Genomic DNA, 14,279 nt, shown 5'->3' with positions numbered 1-14,279 from the left:
CTTGCGCCACACGCTCGTGCGCGCCGGACACATTGCCGCTGGTCGTATCGAGCTTCACCGCCACGTCGCCGAGCAACGCCGTCGAACGCGCTTCAAAGGTTTGTGCGAATCGTTCCAGCGCCACACCGAGGTCTTGCGTGAGCGCGTTGTGCGCGCTTTGCTGCTGCGCAAGCGCTTGCTCCCAAGCCTGCGCGACAGTCGTCTGCGCGGTGGCGATGCTGCCGGTGGCGTTATCGAGGCGCGTGGTCACGTCGGCCAACAACCCCGCAGAGCGAGTTTCGAAAGTTTGTGCGAACTGTGTGAGTGTCGCGCCGAGTTCCTTCGCGAGCGCATCGCTGGTGCGTTGCTGCGCCGCGAGCGAGGCTTCCCATGTTTGCGCCACACCGGCGTGCGCCGCGCTGACCTGACCGGTTGCGCTTTCGAGTCGGGTGGCAACGTCGTCGACGAGTCGCGCCGAGCGTGTCTCGAACGTCTGCGCGAATTCGCCGAGCGCGCCACGCAGATCGATCGCGAGCGACTCGTTGGTGCGCAACTGCGCATCGAGCGAATCCTTCCAGACATTCGCCACGCGCGACGTCGTCGCTTCGAAGCGATCGGACAAGCCGTCCATGCGGTCTTGCATGGCGGACGACACCGTCTGGTGCCACGACGCCGTCTCGCGCGCCAGACTGGCCATCGTCGCTTCGACTTCGGGGCGAATCGCGGCACCGGCGGCGGTGGCCGTAGTCGTCACGCTGTCTTTCAGATACTGCTGCATCGCGTTTGTGAGCTGCGCGTACGAGGCATCCGTGCGGGCGTGCAAGGCATCCTGATTCGCCACGAGCCGTTCGCCGAGGCCCTGACTCTGGCGCTCCATGGCGGCCATCATGTCTTGCAGACGGTCGACCAACGCGGGCATTACCGCGGCTTGCTGCTGGAGCAGTTGCAGCGTGGTTTCGCGCTGATGTTGCTGCGAGAAGCCGCGCAGCGTCGTGACAATGCGCGCGTCGAGCGATTGCACGACTTGCGCGCGCTGCTTGCGGGCGAGCGCGGCGAGCAGGCCGAGCATGGCCGATGTGGCGACACCGGCGACCGAGGTGCCGAAGGCAAAACCGAGGCCCTTGACCGGCGAGGCAAGCGACGCACGAATGGCTTGCAGGTCGGTCGCGCCTTCGAGGGCGATACCGGTGCCGCGCAGCGTTGCCGCCATGCCGAGGAACGTGCCGAGCATGCCGAGCAGCACGAGCAGGCCGACGAGATAGGGCGTGAGCGCCGGGCCGGGCAGGCCGACGCGCTCGCCTTCCACGCGCAGGCGCACGGCGGTGCGCAGGCCGGCGGGCAGCGTGTCGAGCCACGACGGCAGCGACGTCGGCGGCGTATTCAGTTCGCCAACCGCCTTTGCTAGCGCGTTGGAAGACTGATGAAAGCGTTTGAGTTCAAGGGCGCCGAACAGATAGACGGCGGCGATGACCAGGGTGACGGCCAGCGCGAGGGTGTTGGTGCCGGCATAGCCGATGGCGATCCAGCCGACAACGGCCAGTCCGGCGACAAAGGCGACGAGATCAACGAGGTAACGATTCATGTTGTCCGGGTTCACTAACGTTTTCGCCGGGTTCAATCGCGAGTTGGGCGGCGAGCAGCCCTTCAAGCGGTTGAAGGCGGATATCGAGTTCTGCGAGCAGGATGCTCTGCATGTCCCGGTGGAAAGTGTCGAGCCACGTGCCTGCCGGGGCGAGCGGCGGTGCACCGGGCACGCGCGGTGCGGCCAGCGCGGCCTGCTCGGTATCGCGCAACTTCACGAAATGGCCTTCGAGCAGGTTCGGCACGCTGGCGAGCAACGTGCGCTCGCGGGCGCCCAGCACGCGCTCCATGACGGCATCGACGCTGGCCAGCCGGGCGGCGTCTGGCGACATCAACGCCAGCTGTGCGCGCATGCGGGTGCGCAGCGCGCCGATGGACGTGTCCATGGTCTGTTGCGACGTGGCGTAGCGCTGCCGATAGGCGGGAAACTCGGCAAACGAGGCGGCCCGTTGACGCTCGGCGGCGCTCATTGCCCGAATTTGCCCGCCGGGGGCGGCGGCTAGACCGCAATCGCGGGCGATGGCGGCGGCGAGGTCCGTGCGTACGCGTGCCAATTCCCGGCTGCCGCTGGCCGAAGCCGGGGCGGCCGTGCGCCCGCCGGGCGTTTCGGCCGGCGAGGAGGCTTTGAGAGCCGACGACAGGGCGATGGCGTCGGTCCAGCCCAGCCACTCACTCATGCGGTCCGAGAGCGACGGCGCGGCCTCAGGCGGCGTGAACGTGCTCAGACGGGCCAGCGAGCGTATGAGTGTCGGGGCGCTGATTACGGGACGCCGGGGCACTTGCACCATTCCACTGGGGGGTCAAAAACCCAGCAGTTTACACTGCGCGGCCCCCGGCACCTCCGGGTTGAGGTTCGCCGCCCGTGCCGACGATACTCATGACGCTCTCGTGACGCGGGATCTATCGCGCACAACGGTCGGTGGTGAACGGAGAGTGGGTGCTGACTGGCGGCGTGCCGATGGCCCGCACGGACCGGTGCCGAACCGTCTCTGGGCGTATCTCCGCCGCGAGGTGGAAGCGGCGGGCGAGGCGAGCCCGGAGACGGTGTGACGCCTGACGGCGAACGCGTTCAGCAGGTCGCGTCAGCGGTTTGTGCAAGGCCGCTGCGCAGATACGGCAGCAGGCTGGCGAGACCGATGGCAGCCATGGCGGCGCCGATCCAGAGCGGCGCGCGCATGCCGTAGCCCGCGTCGATCGCGGAGCCGCCTGCCCACGTGCCGAACGCGAGACCTGCCGTGATCACGGAGGTGTGCATCGTATTGACGAGCGGCCCCGGCGCGGCGGCGCGCATCACTCGCGCGACCATGGCGGGGTTGAGCGACACGCCGGTCAGACCGATGGCGGCAAACGCGGCAATCCCCACGGGCGTGATGTCTGCCCACAGGGCGAAACTGACCAACGCGAGTGCCAGCACGCTCAGGCCGACAACCAGCACGGTGAGCGTATGGCGGTCAGCAAACCGGCCCGTCACGGCATTGCCGATGATGTTGGCGATGCCGTACATCGCGAGCAGATTCGGAATCGTGGCAGCGGAAACGCCAGCGACGTTCAGGAAGATCGGCGAGAAGTAGCTGAACGCGGCGAAGGTTGCGCCGATGATCAGGCCGCTCGTGATGAAGGCGGCCCACAGCGGACGATTGAGCAGTGAACGGAATTCGGCCGCGAGGCTGACCGTTTCGCGCTTCTCGGTGGCCGGTGCCCACAGCGCGACCGCCACGGTGCAAAGGGCGGCGAGTACGGCCACCAGCCAGAAGCTGGCGCGCCAGCCGAAGTGCTGCTCGATGAACGCCGTGAGCGGCACGCCCACGACGGGCGAGAACATCAGGCCGCCGAGTACGAACGACGCGGCACGGCCGCGCACCGACGGCGCGACGAGGTCGGCGCACAGCGTGAGCGCGACACCGAACGTGGCGGAACTGGCGACGCCCATGATGATGCGAGCGAGTGCCATCACCTCATAGCGCGTGGCAACGGCCGCGAGCACACCGCCTGCCACGTTGATGACGAGCAGCCAGACGAGCGCTTGCTTATGCGGCGTGCGCAAGGCGAGCAGGAGGGCGGTGAGCACCGGGCCGCCGATGGTCATGCCCAGTGCATAGAGCGAGATCAGGTTGCCGATGTCGCCAATGCCGACGTTCATCGCATGGGCCAGCGCGGGCATCATGCCGGCGACCATGAATTCCGCCGTGGTCATGGCAAAGACGGTGAGTCCTAATAAGTACACGACCGGTGGCATGGAGGTTTTTTGCGTCATATTTGTAACGATCATTCAATATTTGGGGGAAGAAAAAGCCCGGAGGGCTTTACGCGCGAATGTCGGGTGGAGCTGGTGTATTCGGTGTGTTGCGGGTCGCGTTGGCGTCGACAGTCGAAAGCGTCAGAGCTGGGCGATCGTGCCTTCCATGATGTCTTCGAGAAACGTGCGATCGCTGACGGTGCGCCCGAGGGCGCGCAATCCGAAATAGCTGCTGAAGTACATGCGGGCGACGAGGAGTGCGGGCCGATCGGCGGAGAGTTCACCGCTGTGTTGTCCGATGGCGATCAGATGCACGAGCACCTGTTCGATACGGGTGAGATAGGCCTGACTGATCTGGCGCACTCTGGGGTCTTTGCCGCCGCGTTCGAGGGCGGCGAAAAGACCCATGCAGCCGCGTCCCTTCTTGGGATCGAGGTCTTGGTCGATCCCCCATTGCATGAGCGCGCGCAGCCGGTCCTTGACCGCGCCGGGCGCGTTGAGAATGTCGACTTGCGTCCGAAGCCCGAGCGTTTGATAGCGCTCGAGGGCTTCGTGATAAAGGTTCAGCTTGTTGCCGAAGGCGTTGTAAAGACTGCCGCGCCCGAGCCCCGTGCATTCGACGAGCGTCTGCGCCGACGTGCCTTCATAGCCGTTCGTCCAGAATGCATCCATGGCGGCGTCGATGACGGCCGCGTCGTCGAATTCTCTGGGTCTGCCGCTCATGTTGATGTGCCTTGATGTCAGGGGACGAAAACGGGGTAGCGCATTGGACGTTGTCAATGCGCCAGTCCGGTAGACGAAACTATAGGCGATTATTTAACGACTGTTCCAATAACCTGATATCGGTTGTGGAATTGGTTCAAGGGCTGTGGGAGATGCGGCGCGCAGAAACAAAAAAGCCGTCACGAGGACGGCTTCTTCGAAGAATCTTTGGAGCGGGCGATGGGAATCGAACCCACGGCTCTAGCTTGGGAAGCTAGGGTATTACCATTATACGACGCCCGCGAAGAGCGACATTTTAAGCGGGAAGCAGACAGTTTGGCAATCATGATCTGATCGTGGTGATCGGGGTTCGAGACATCGACCACCACGACCCTTCGGCGCGTTTAGCGCAGTTCCGGCATATTCAGCAGGGTGTCCTGCAACTTGATCATGGCGTCTGCGGTAGCTCGACGGCCGGAGAGCGAAAAGTCGCTCTTGAATTCGCTAAAGTCTGCGTGGCCGGTGCCGGTCACGGTCTGTGTGGCGAAAATTGTGCCATCCAGATTGCGAATCTCGCACTTGAGACTCACCGTGAAATCCGTTGCGGGCCACGTGACCAGGCTGGACGAGGACGAATCCGTCGTTATCGTAGGAACAACGACATAAGCGAGCGCGCTTTTCTTCGTCGAGGCATTGTCATCGACAGATTTCAGACGCGATACGTCCGTGAATACGTTCGAAAACACCTTGTAGAACGCAGTCTCGGTATCGGCATACGGCTTATAACTTATCTTGTCGCCCCCGCCGCCGGGTGTCGTAACAATCAGTTCGCGCAACTGATCCGTGATAACAAAGCCCACGTGCTTATCGATGCGCGTGGCGCCTTCCGGGGCATTCACTGCCGCGATGTCCGGGCTCATGCTGACCTGATGCGCGCAGCCAGAAGCCAGCACCACGATGAACATGGCGCAGAGTCGTTTGAAAACTCGCATTTTTTTCTCCGCTTCGGATGGCGTTTATTGAAGTGCCTTCAGGAATGCGTCGTCATTGAGCAATGACGTCAAGAGCTTCTGAACAAGCTTGGGATACGCCTCAGTGGCGCGCGGAATGGCGATGGCCGCCACGAAGTTCGATGACCACTCCGTCTCGGCAGATTTCACCTGGTCATAGCGCGTCGTGTTACCGCTGGTCACGACAATGCGTGCCTTGATGACGCCCTTACCGGTCGCGACACCCGTGTCGACGTCGTTCTCCAGCAACGTGCCGGTAATCTGAACGGGCGAAGCGGGCGCGAGCTTGCCGGCCAGCGACAGCTCCTGCTTGATCGCCTCTGCGAGATATTGGCTATAAGAGTTGCCATAGGGTGAAGACATGGATGTCGTGCGCAGCGCGATTTCTGACTCGGTCTTCAGGCCCGTCGCCGGTGCGAACTTGCCAACGGTGACTTTGTAATCGCCGTCCGCCTTCAGTTTGTCGACGTTATCCAACGAAGCGCTGTAGGTCGGTGCCGTCGTTGAGCACGCGCTGAGCAACGCGGCGCAGGACACCGCGAGTACAACCCCGATTCTCTTAAACATGGAAATCCCCGGATGACGTGTGAATGCTTCGCTACTCTGACGTTGCGTCGTAGCTGGTCTAATACTTTTATTTGTAATGCCGAGAAAGGATATGAGGCTGGATTAGGCCGTGTCAACCGTATTCCACATGAAAAAGAATCGATGTACGAACGATGCAACAACCTGATTTTCTCTCAATGGATCGCTCAGCGATTCTCTGAGTCCGGCGAAATACAGTGGGGGTACTTCTGGTGTTTCTGGCGATCGATGCGTTTCATCGATGGCTACAGTTCCGGGAAAAATTCTTGAGATCGATTCCCTCGATCCTCCAAATTCTTTCTTTTTACTTATCCATCGAATGCAGTATTGACGGCATTCCCGATGTGGTGCATTTCGCGCGCGCAACGTCTTTGAAGGGCCGCGAAATGTGCTGAGACACCGATGTTCCTTGGCGTCCCCCTCTCGTAACGTTACGGATTCGCCCTTCGTAACGCTTTCTCTGCTCCGCACCTCATCGCATTAGTTCGAACGTTGCACACACCGATCGAATTATTCAGATCCCATCGTCTCGATCAACTGAAGACAGTCATGGCGAAGACGTGTGCCTCTCGGTCTAAACCCTGACGCCGATTTTCAATCCCGATTCTTGATTGGCATACAAGTTGCTCAGTCTCTCCGCAGACGAACGGCAAGCTGGATTGGACGCAACCATAACGCGCTCACCAGTGATCCGATCGTCTCGGGGGGATGATCACACACGAGGCGACACATCGTTCGCACGTGCTCGGTGGCCATATCTCCAGTGCTTTGAAGCCCATAACAGAAACAAAATTGGAGAAGCCACACCATGAAAAAAGTCTCATTGGCCCTGCTCGCTTTGTTCGCCTCGATTGGCGTTGCCCATGCTCAAGTGCCGAGTGCTTCGGGCACCGGCATCATTAGCAACACCACCAACGTTTCCGGTTCTGCCGCCGCCGTGGCCCCCGGGCAGTCGTACACCGGCGCCAGCGCCACGCAGATGTCGTCGTTCACGCTGCAACCCGGCTCGACGACGAACACCTACGCCAGCACGCAGATGAATCTGGTGGGAACGACGCAGACGTCGGGCTCGGCACTGGCGTTTAACGCGTCGGTCGGCGGCGGTAGCGGCGGCGCCATCGCGCAGGGCACGACGAGCTCGACGGCCAACGGCACGCTTGCCTTCCCGAGCGCGCATGGCACCGGTACGGGCAGTGCGACGTCCGGCACTTCCAACTACGCGCAGGCCGGGAGCAACGAAGCCAACTCGAACGCGTCGGCCAGTGGTGCGAATTTCTACAGCTCCATTCAACAAGACGTTGCCTACACCGGACCGCAGTACAACGGGTTCTCGGTGACCAACACCACGAGTGCTGGCGGCAGCGCGAGTGTCGACAACATCGCTGCGACCGGGCTTGCCGCACTCACGAGCGCCAACATCAATCTTGCCAACATCCCGAACGTGAACCAGATCGGCGCGGGGGCTACTTACAACGAGTCGTCGGGCTTCGCCAACACGCTGCACAACACGGCGAGCAGCAATGCGTCGTTTGGTGTGACTGTCAAAGCGGACAACACGTCGCCGCTGGCGGTCGTCCAGCTGCCGACGCCGACGCACTAAGTAGCCGGTTGGCGCATGTCACAACTGCAACGTGACTTCGCCAACCGCTCGCCGGCAGCATCGCGTCGATAACGCATGACGCGCGCGAGCGGACAGGTGCCTTACGCATCATCGGCACCTCGTCCGCCGCGCGAGCGCACACAAAAAACACACTGAGGGGAAACATCATGAAGAAGATTGCACTCTTCGCCGGTCTCGCCATGCTCGCGTTTTCGGCGATTGGGCAGTCCATGACCGGCATGGGCAGCGGTACCGCTTCGTCGGGCGCGACCGGTGGTGCGCTCAACATGGACTCACACGCGATCTACAACACCGACACGCGTTTCTCGGCATCGACCGCCGTGGGGCCCGCGCTGACGACGTCAACCGACACCTGCATGGGATCGACCAGTGTTGGTGGCTCGGGCACGATGTTCGGCTTTTCGATTGGCACCACTTGGACGGACCATCATTGCGAGACGCTCAAGAACGCGCGAGAACTGCGCAGCATGGGGCAGGTGAAGGCATCGGTGGCGGTGTTGTGCACCATCGCCGAGAATCGCTACGCGTTGGCGGTGACAGGGGTGCAGTGCCCGATGACCCAAGACGAATGGGAGCGCGCCGGGCGTCCGACGCTAAACTCGGAAGGGCTCGCCAATACCAAGGAAGGCAATCTGGGGTTGGTGGTGCTCAACGATGCCCTCGCCGCACAAGCACAACCGCAGCCGGTATCGACACCCCAGACCAAGCAGGACGAAATCGAAAGGCGGCTCGCTCAGGTGCGTGTCGAGCAGGAACAACTCGCACGGGCACTTGATATCCAGCTTCGGGCCTTGCGTATCGCGCAGTCGGACCGCACGAAGACTGGTTCGAATTGAGCCCATGCGTTCTGGCCCCCGCGACCTTGGTTCTGCGACGAATGATGCGTCGCGTTCAAGGCACGCGGGAGTGCCACTGCTCACCTGACCCCGCCAAAACTGCGTGGCCCGTTGCCTGCCGTGGTTTGCCTGTAATGGCATTGCCCGTTCAGCCGGCTGCCGTCGAAACGCAGTTTTTCCGGATAGCCGTCATTCGCCGATTTACACGCAATGAATTCGACTGGGCTCGTATTGTCTGGCGCGTTGACCTCGATGAACGATGACGCGCCGACAACGACATTGGCCGAAGCACTCGTGCGGTAATTCGAGCAGGCATTCGATGTGACATCGAAACCGGTGCGTGCCGCATTGCTGATGCTGGTGTAGCAATAGATCATCGACACTTCAAAACCGCAGCTATTGTTGATTCGCATCGAATACTTGTGACTGCGCGTCAGGCTCAGGCAGTTGTTGACCATCGGCTGCGTCTCGGTGCCGTTCATCGCGCTGCTCGCATTGCCACCGGCCGCTGTGTTCGGCGCGCTGTACGCCCGTGCAGCGCTGCTACCACCGCCAGCAGAACTGTTCATGACAGACGCCGCGGCCTGAAGCTGTGCGGCGTTCTTCCCGCCCGCCGCTGCCAGACCCTGCGCGATCGCGCCCAACACTGCGCCGAATCCGGCACCGCTGCTCGTTTGATTTGACGCCTGTGCCGGCTCATAGCGCAGCGCAATGCGCTTGCCATCGGTGTATCTCGCGATGGCCTCGCCATTGGCGGCGTTCAGGTTGCCGTTAATGAAACTGCCATTGCTTTGATCGCCCTCAAAGCGATTGCCGTTCGCATACGTGTAAATGCCGTATCCGGTGCGCTGGCCGTCGACAAAATCACCGGAATACGTGTCGCCGCTGCTCCATGAGTAGGTGCCTTTGCCGGTACGGAGGTCGTTTTCGAACGCCCCTTGATAACGATCGCCGCTCACCCAGTAATACTCGCCAATGCCCTGACGCTTGCCAGCACGCATGGTGCCGACGAAACGTTGCGAATAGCCGCCGTCCTGAAACCAGGTCAAAGTCCCCGGGCCGTCGACATAGCCGCCGACACACGCGCCATCCCAAGTCACGGTTTCGGTGCTCGTCGCTGATGGCGTTCGGTTCCACGTCTGGCAGCCTTCCGTGGTCATTGTCCAAGTCGATGGAAGGGCTGGCGCGCGCGGCGCCGATGCGCACGCGGCAAGCGTGCTCAGGCTGCCCAGCAATACGAGTTTCGTGAAATCCAGTGCGTTTCTCATGGTCTTCTCCCCACGTTCTGAGTGCTATCGATCCGACGCTCGTATGGATCCGAATCCACCGGGTCGTGAGGACGGAGGCGGCAAGCGCGGACACCCTTGTGCAGGGTTTCGCAAGCGAAGATTACTCAGTGGGAGCCATAAGCTCCATCATCCAAGTTGATGATGGTCGAACGGCGGGGGATGACCAGCGCGTGATGCCGGTACTCGGAAAACAGTCGAGCGAGCGCTATGCCGCTTCCGGCTTTACCGCACGCGAGCGATGCAATTCGACCACCTGCACCTCGCTAGCGGCACCAGCAACGGCACGCGCGCGCAACTGCCCGCAACCGCCGTCGACGTCCTGACCGGCGCTGTCTCTGACTTTGGTCAACACGCCACGGCTGTGCAGATAGCGGACGATCTCGCGAATGCGTTCGCGATCGGGGCGCTGGTAGTCGTCGCCTTCGAGACTGTTGAAAGGAATGACGTTGAGCACGCCATATTTCCCTTTGAGCAGGCGCACGACGGCGTCGAGTTCATCGTCGCCGTCGTTGATGCCTTTGAGCAGCGTCCACTGGTATTGAATCGGATACCCCGTGTCGCGGGCGTACTTTTCACCGAGTTCGACCAGCGCGTCCGGCGCGATCTTCGGCGCACGTGGCAGCAGATGCGCGCGCAGTTCCGCCTTGGTAGTGTGCAGCGACAACGCTAACGCAGGCTTGATGCGCTGGCGCGGCAGCGCCTCGAACACGCGCGGGTCGCCGACGGTGGAGAACACGAGATTCTTGTGACCGATGTTGCCTTCGGTGCCCAGCAGGTCGATGGCTTCGAGCACGTTCTCGAGGTTATGCGCCGGTTCGCCCATGCCCATGAAGACGACTTTCTTCACGGCACGCAAACGTCGCGCCAGCACGACCTGAGCCAAGATTTCCATGCTCGAAATCTGGCGGATCAGACCGCTCTTGCCGGTCATGCAAAACCGGCAGCCTACCGCGCAGCCGACTTGCGTGGAGACGCAGAGCCCGTCACGCGGCAGCAACACGCTTTCCACCATCTGCCCGTCAGCGAGTTCCACGAGCAGGCGCGAGCCGTCGTTGCCGGCATGCTCGGAACGCACGCGCGCGAGCGCGTCCAGTTCTGCGGTGATCTCGGGAAGGGCGTTACGCAGCGCCAGCGGAAGAAAGTGCTCCGAGCTTCGACGCCGCGTGCCGGTGTCGAGCGCCTGACCGTTCAGCCAGACGCGCGCCACCCGGCCGCGATGGACGGGCTGAGCGCCGAGGGCGGCGAGGCGTTGGTCGAAGTCGGAGAAGCGCATAGGGTGCGGATTCTACGCCACTTGCGCTCGGGCACTCAAGGCGACGGCATGACATCATTGGAAGAGCCATATCACGCCGCGCCGTGACACTTCGCGCCTTGGGTCAGGTCAACCCATCACCACCGATACCGATACCCCACCTGCCCGTACACGTTCCGACGGTAATCGCCGCCCATGTTGCGGGCGTACTTCACGCTCGCGTAAAGCGACGACGTGCGCCCGAGGGTTGCATCCAGACCGGCACCGATTTCAAACCACGTCTTTGTGAGACTGCTGTCGAAGCTCGCGCCCCCCACGTTGGTCGCACCCGGCGACAGGAAGTCGTGCACGACGTCGGCGCTCAGGTACGGAGACGCCGACCCAACCCCGGCGACGTTCGCCAGATCCGGTGCAGCGAACTTGACGCCCAAACGGCCACGCAACGCATTCGTCGTGTTGCCCGACACCGTCGACAGGCTGTCGCTGAACCCGTTCAGATGCAGATACTGATACGCCAACTGTGCCTGCGGCTCGACGGTGAAGCCTGAGCCGAGAATTGCGAACCGGTGACCGATCTCGCCGGAGAGCGCGGCACCGAAGCCATTTTGCGTGGCCCCAATACCCGTCACATCGCTGTACTTGTTGCGATAGTGTGTGATCTGCGTCGTCACGTCGGCATAAGCGCCCTGCGGCAGAATTCGCGTCCAGTAGGCGCCCACCGATTGCGCCTGCATGTTGACCGAGCCAGTCGCCGCCGAGAGCGTCGGGTCGAGCGTACGTGCGCTGTCGGAGAACGACGCCGAGGCCGTGCCGAACGTGGCCGTCACCCCCGCCAGCGTGCTGCCGCCCCAGCCCGAGGCGTCGGTATTCAAACGCCACTCGCGCCCGAACTGTGCCGCGAACATGCGCTCATCCGCATCGAAGCGCCCCGACATGTTGGCGTCCATCGACTTGCCATACACGCGGCCCCACACGCCATTGGACGTATCGTCACCCGCCGTGCCGGTGGTGCGCGCGTTGCCCATGCGTTCCTGCAAGCGGCCCAGCATGGTGAAACCGAAATCGGTGTTCAACTGCGGCGTCATGGCGTAGGCAACCGTCGCTGCGCGGTAAGCGGTCTGGCCTGAGGCGTATGACGTCGACAAGAACCAGCTAGGGTCACCGCCCGCCGGACCGATCTTGCGAAGCAGGTACTGATATGCGCCCGCCTGAATCGGTGCATCAAGCTTGAATGCGCCGTCCGAGGCCGTCCCGTTGACCTGCACGAGCTGAATGCCACTGCCCGAAGTCGGTGTGCCGGTGCCCGAGACCTTCAACTTGAGCAGAGTCGTGCCGCTCGCATTGCCGTTGATGACGAGTTTGTCGGAAGCCGTTGTGCCATCGGCGGCGATGGTGGCCCCCATCAGCGCGGTTGCGTTGTTGCCGACGTAGTCGCCCGCGATCGTGAACGTGCCGAGATTGCCCGCAGTGGCCCCGGGCGACGCGCTGCCGACCGCGAGGATGCCCGCGTTCGTCACGCTGCCCAGCGTGCCGCCGTAACCGGCCAGCGTCGCACCGGCGGCCACCGTCGTCAGGCCGCTGCCCAGCGTCGCGTTGCGGTGCGAGGCGTCACCAACGATAACGGTGGCACCGCTGCCAATCGTCGTCGCGCCGGCGTACGTGCTCGCCCCGTTGAGAGCGATCGTGCCCGCGCCGAGCGCCACTGCCGAGAAGTTCGAAATCGCGCCGTTGTAGCTGAACGCGTTACCGCTGCCCGGCGTGATCGTCAGGGTGCTGGTGCCCGTGCCGCCGGACACGTCGCCGTTCACTACCGCCGCGCCGCCCAGAATCTGGAGGCTGCTGTTGCCGCTGCCCAGATCCACGGCCTTGCCGCTCTGGTCGGCCGTGATCGTGCCGTAGTTGATCACCGTCGCGTCGTTGGCACCGGTATTGACGGCAGCTGCCGTCGCGCCGCCGCCTTCAAGGACACCGCCCGCCTGATTGATGATCGTCACCGTCATGGTGTTGCGGCTGCCGGTCACGGCAATCGCCGAGTCGCTTTGCCCGCGAATGAGGCCGCTGTTGACGATGGTCGAATTGACGTAGATGCCTTGCGGCGCGATGGCCAGACCCGTGGCCGGGTCCTTGTCCACGCCGGCGAGCGTAATGCCGCGGCCGATGCCGCCGGGCGTGTTCTCGCCGACGATGGTGCCGCTGTTGACGATGGTGCCGCCACCGACCGTGACGCCTTCACTCACGTCGTTGAAGGCGCGTGCGCCGCGAATCGTGCCCGAATTGGTGATGTTGACGATACCGTCGACGTCCACGCCATCGCCATCACCCGTCACGCCATTGCCGATGATCGTGCCGCTGTTGTTGATCGTGACGACTTCCTTGGCATTGAACCCGTCGATGTTGATGCCCGAACCGTTCATGCCCTGAATCGTGCCGCCGGCATTGTTCGTGACGGAGAGCTTGAAGGTCCCGTCCGTGGTCGTGTCGACGCCGCCGGTGATGCCGTGGCGGGCGCCCTGAATCAAACCGGTGCCCGCGTTGACGACGGTGATGCCGCTGTTGGACTGGGCGTCGATACCGTCGCTGCTGCTCGTGCTGCCGGGGTTGTTGGTCGAGCGGATGATGCCCGCGTTGTTGACCACGCCGTTGACGCCGGGCCGCACGGCATCGGCTTCGTTCGCCTGAATGACGCCACCGGCGAAGTTGTTGAGGACATTGGTGCCGGTAGTGATCGCGTTGAAGTCGATCGCCTGACTGCCGCCGCCGGAGTTGTTGGTCGAGGTCAGCGTGCCGTAGTTGTTGAACACGACGTTGCTGTTCGCCTTGTTCATCTGGATCACGTCCGCGTCGAACGTGGTGATGCTGGCCCCGGCCCCGTTGGTGACCGTCAGGGTCAGGCCCCCGGTGTTGTCGCGGATCGCCCGGCCGGTGCCCGTCATGTTGATCGAGCCGTTGTTGACGATGGTGGCGTTGCCGGTCGCGGTAATGCCGACGGTGCTGCCGCCCACGGACAAGACGCCGCCGCTGGCAATCGTGCCGGACTGCCCGCTGGAGAGCGTCTGGGCCGTGTTGGACGTCTGTCCGTTATTGATGAGGAAGTTGGCGGCGAAGGCGTGCTGCTCGGCGAAAAGCGCGATGACGCCTGCCAGAATGGCAATTGGTTTCATAAACCCCGATGTCCTCTTTGGAACTTG

Annotated in this window: 11 protein-coding genes and 1 tRNA gene; 2 read left to right on the top strand and 10 right to left on the bottom strand. The window is 62.7% G+C overall.

Features of this window, described 5'->3' with window-relative positions:
- The 7 genes from CDV46_RS12240 to CDV46_RS12210 all read right to left on the bottom strand — a co-directional run.
- The coding region (locus tag CDV46_RS12240) for a DUF802 domain-containing protein (protein ID WP_087722713.1) at positions 1 to 1,561 on the bottom strand (1,561 nt) is incomplete at its 3' end.
- Positions 1,542 to 2,348: a DUF3348 domain-containing protein gene (locus CDV46_RS12235; protein ID WP_087722711.1), complete on the bottom strand. Its 807-nt coding sequence runs from the start codon at positions 2,346 to 2,348 to the stop codon at positions 1,542 to 1,544. The genes CDV46_RS12240 and CDV46_RS12235, both read right to left, overlap by 20 nt.
- A 281-nt stretch (positions 2,349 to 2,629) precedes the next feature.
- The gene (locus CDV46_RS12230; RefSeq protein WP_254916029.1) at positions 2,630 to 3,814 is read right to left on the bottom strand and encodes an MFS transporter; all 1,185 of its coding nucleotides are present in this window, start codon (positions 3,812 to 3,814) and stop codon (positions 2,630 to 2,632) included.
- 123 nt (positions 3,815 to 3,937) lie between these two features.
- A complete protein-coding gene (locus CDV46_RS12225; protein ID WP_087722710.1) occupies positions 3,938 to 4,519 on the bottom strand; it encodes a TetR/AcrR family transcriptional regulator in 582 nt (193 codons plus the stop codon).
- Between the two features lie 208 nt (positions 4,520 to 4,727).
- Positions 4,728 to 4,801, bottom strand: a tRNA-Gly gene (locus tag CDV46_RS12220).
- A 101-nt stretch (positions 4,802 to 4,902) separates the two neighbouring features.
- Positions 4,903 to 5,463 (bottom strand): hypothetical protein, encoded by a 561-nt coding sequence (locus CDV46_RS12215; RefSeq protein ID WP_087686482.1) that lies wholly within the window; start codon positions 5,461 to 5,463, stop codon positions 4,903 to 4,905.
- A gap of 51 nt (positions 5,464 to 5,514) precedes the next feature.
- Complete coding sequence (locus CDV46_RS12210) at positions 5,515 to 6,075, bottom strand: hypothetical protein (protein ID WP_087722708.1); 561 nt, start codon at positions 6,073 to 6,075, stop codon at positions 5,515 to 5,517.
- 826 nt (positions 6,076 to 6,901) lie between these two features.
- Between CDV46_RS12210 and CDV46_RS12200 the strand changes: the two genes are divergently transcribed.
- Together CDV46_RS12200 and CDV46_RS12195 are read left to right on the top strand one after the other, a co-directional pair.
- Positions 6,902 to 7,693, top strand: coding sequence for a hypothetical protein (locus CDV46_RS12200; RefSeq protein ID WP_087722704.1), 792 nt, complete (start codon positions 6,902 to 6,904; stop codon positions 7,691 to 7,693).
- Between the two features lie 167 nt (positions 7,694 to 7,860).
- Entirely contained in the window at positions 7,861 to 8,550 is a 690-nt protein-coding gene (locus tag CDV46_RS12195; protein ID WP_087686485.1) for a hypothetical protein, read from the top strand.
- 80 nt (positions 8,551 to 8,630) lie between these two features.
- Here CDV46_RS12195 and CDV46_RS12190 read toward each other — a convergent pair whose 3' ends face one another.
- The 3 genes from CDV46_RS12190 to CDV46_RS12180 all read right to left on the bottom strand — a co-directional run bounded on the left by CDV46_RS12190 (position 8,631) and on the right by CDV46_RS12180 (position 14,252).
- Positions 8,631 to 9,818, bottom strand: coding sequence for an MORN repeat-containing protein (locus CDV46_RS12190; RefSeq protein ID WP_087722702.1), 1,188 nt, complete (start codon positions 9,816 to 9,818; stop codon positions 8,631 to 8,633).
- Positions 9,819 to 10,044: 226 nt separating this feature from the next.
- Positions 10,045 to 11,112 (bottom strand): RNA methyltransferase, encoded by a 1,068-nt coding sequence (locus CDV46_RS12185; protein ID WP_087722699.1) that lies wholly within the window; start codon positions 11,110 to 11,112, stop codon positions 10,045 to 10,047.
- A gap of 116 nt (positions 11,113 to 11,228) precedes the next feature.
- The gene (locus tag CDV46_RS12180) at positions 11,229 to 14,252 is read right to left on the bottom strand and encodes an autotransporter family protein (protein ID WP_087722697.1); all 3,024 of its coding nucleotides are present in this window, start codon (positions 14,250 to 14,252) and stop codon (positions 11,229 to 11,231) included.
- Positions 14,253 to 14,279: the final 27 nt, after the last annotated feature.

The organism is Pandoraea sp. PE-S2T-3, assembly GCF_002179965.1.
GTDB lineage: Bacteria > Pseudomonadota > Gammaproteobacteria > Burkholderiales > Burkholderiaceae > Pandoraea.
The sequence above is the reverse complement of the archived record's forward strand: the minus strand, read 5'-3'. Positions and strand labels throughout refer to the sequence as shown.

Bases quoted from the DNA above. Each gene is read 5' to 3' on its own strand.
- CDV46_RS12195 (WP_087686485.1), top strand. From the start codon at position 7,861: ATGAAGAAGATTGCACTCTTCGCCGGTCTCGCCATGCTCGCGTTTTCG.
- CDV46_RS12180 (WP_087722697.1), bottom strand. From the start codon at position 14,252: ATGAAACCAATTGCCATTCTGGCAGGCGTCATCGCGCTTTTCGCCGAG.
- CDV46_RS12215 (WP_087686482.1), bottom strand. From the start codon at position 5,463: ATGTTCATCGTGGTGCTGGCTTCTGGCTGCGCGCATCAGGTCAGCATG.
- CDV46_RS12235 (WP_087722711.1), bottom strand. From the start codon at position 2,348: ATGGTGCAAGTGCCCCGGCGTCCCGTAATCAGCGCCCCGACACTCATA.
- CDV46_RS12230 (WP_254916029.1), bottom strand. From the start codon at position 3,814: ATGACGCAAAAAACCTCCATGCCACCGGTCGTGTACTTATTAGGACTC.
- CDV46_RS12190 (WP_087722702.1), bottom strand. From the start codon at position 9,818: ATGAGAAACGCACTGGATTTCACGAAACTCGTATTGCTGGGCAGCCTG.
- CDV46_RS12225 (WP_087722710.1), bottom strand. From the start codon at position 4,519: ATGAGCGGCAGACCCAGAGAATTCGACGACGCGGCCGTCATCGACGCC.
- CDV46_RS12200 (WP_087722704.1), top strand. From the start codon at position 6,902: ATGAAAAAAGTCTCATTGGCCCTGCTCGCTTTGTTCGCCTCGATTGGC.
- CDV46_RS12210 (WP_087722708.1), bottom strand. From the start codon at position 6,075: ATGTTTAAGAGAATCGGGGTTGTACTCGCGGTGTCCTGCGCCGCGTTG.
- CDV46_RS12185 (WP_087722699.1), bottom strand. From the start codon at position 11,112: ATGCGCTTCTCCGACTTCGACCAACGCCTCGCCGCCCTCGGCGCTCAG.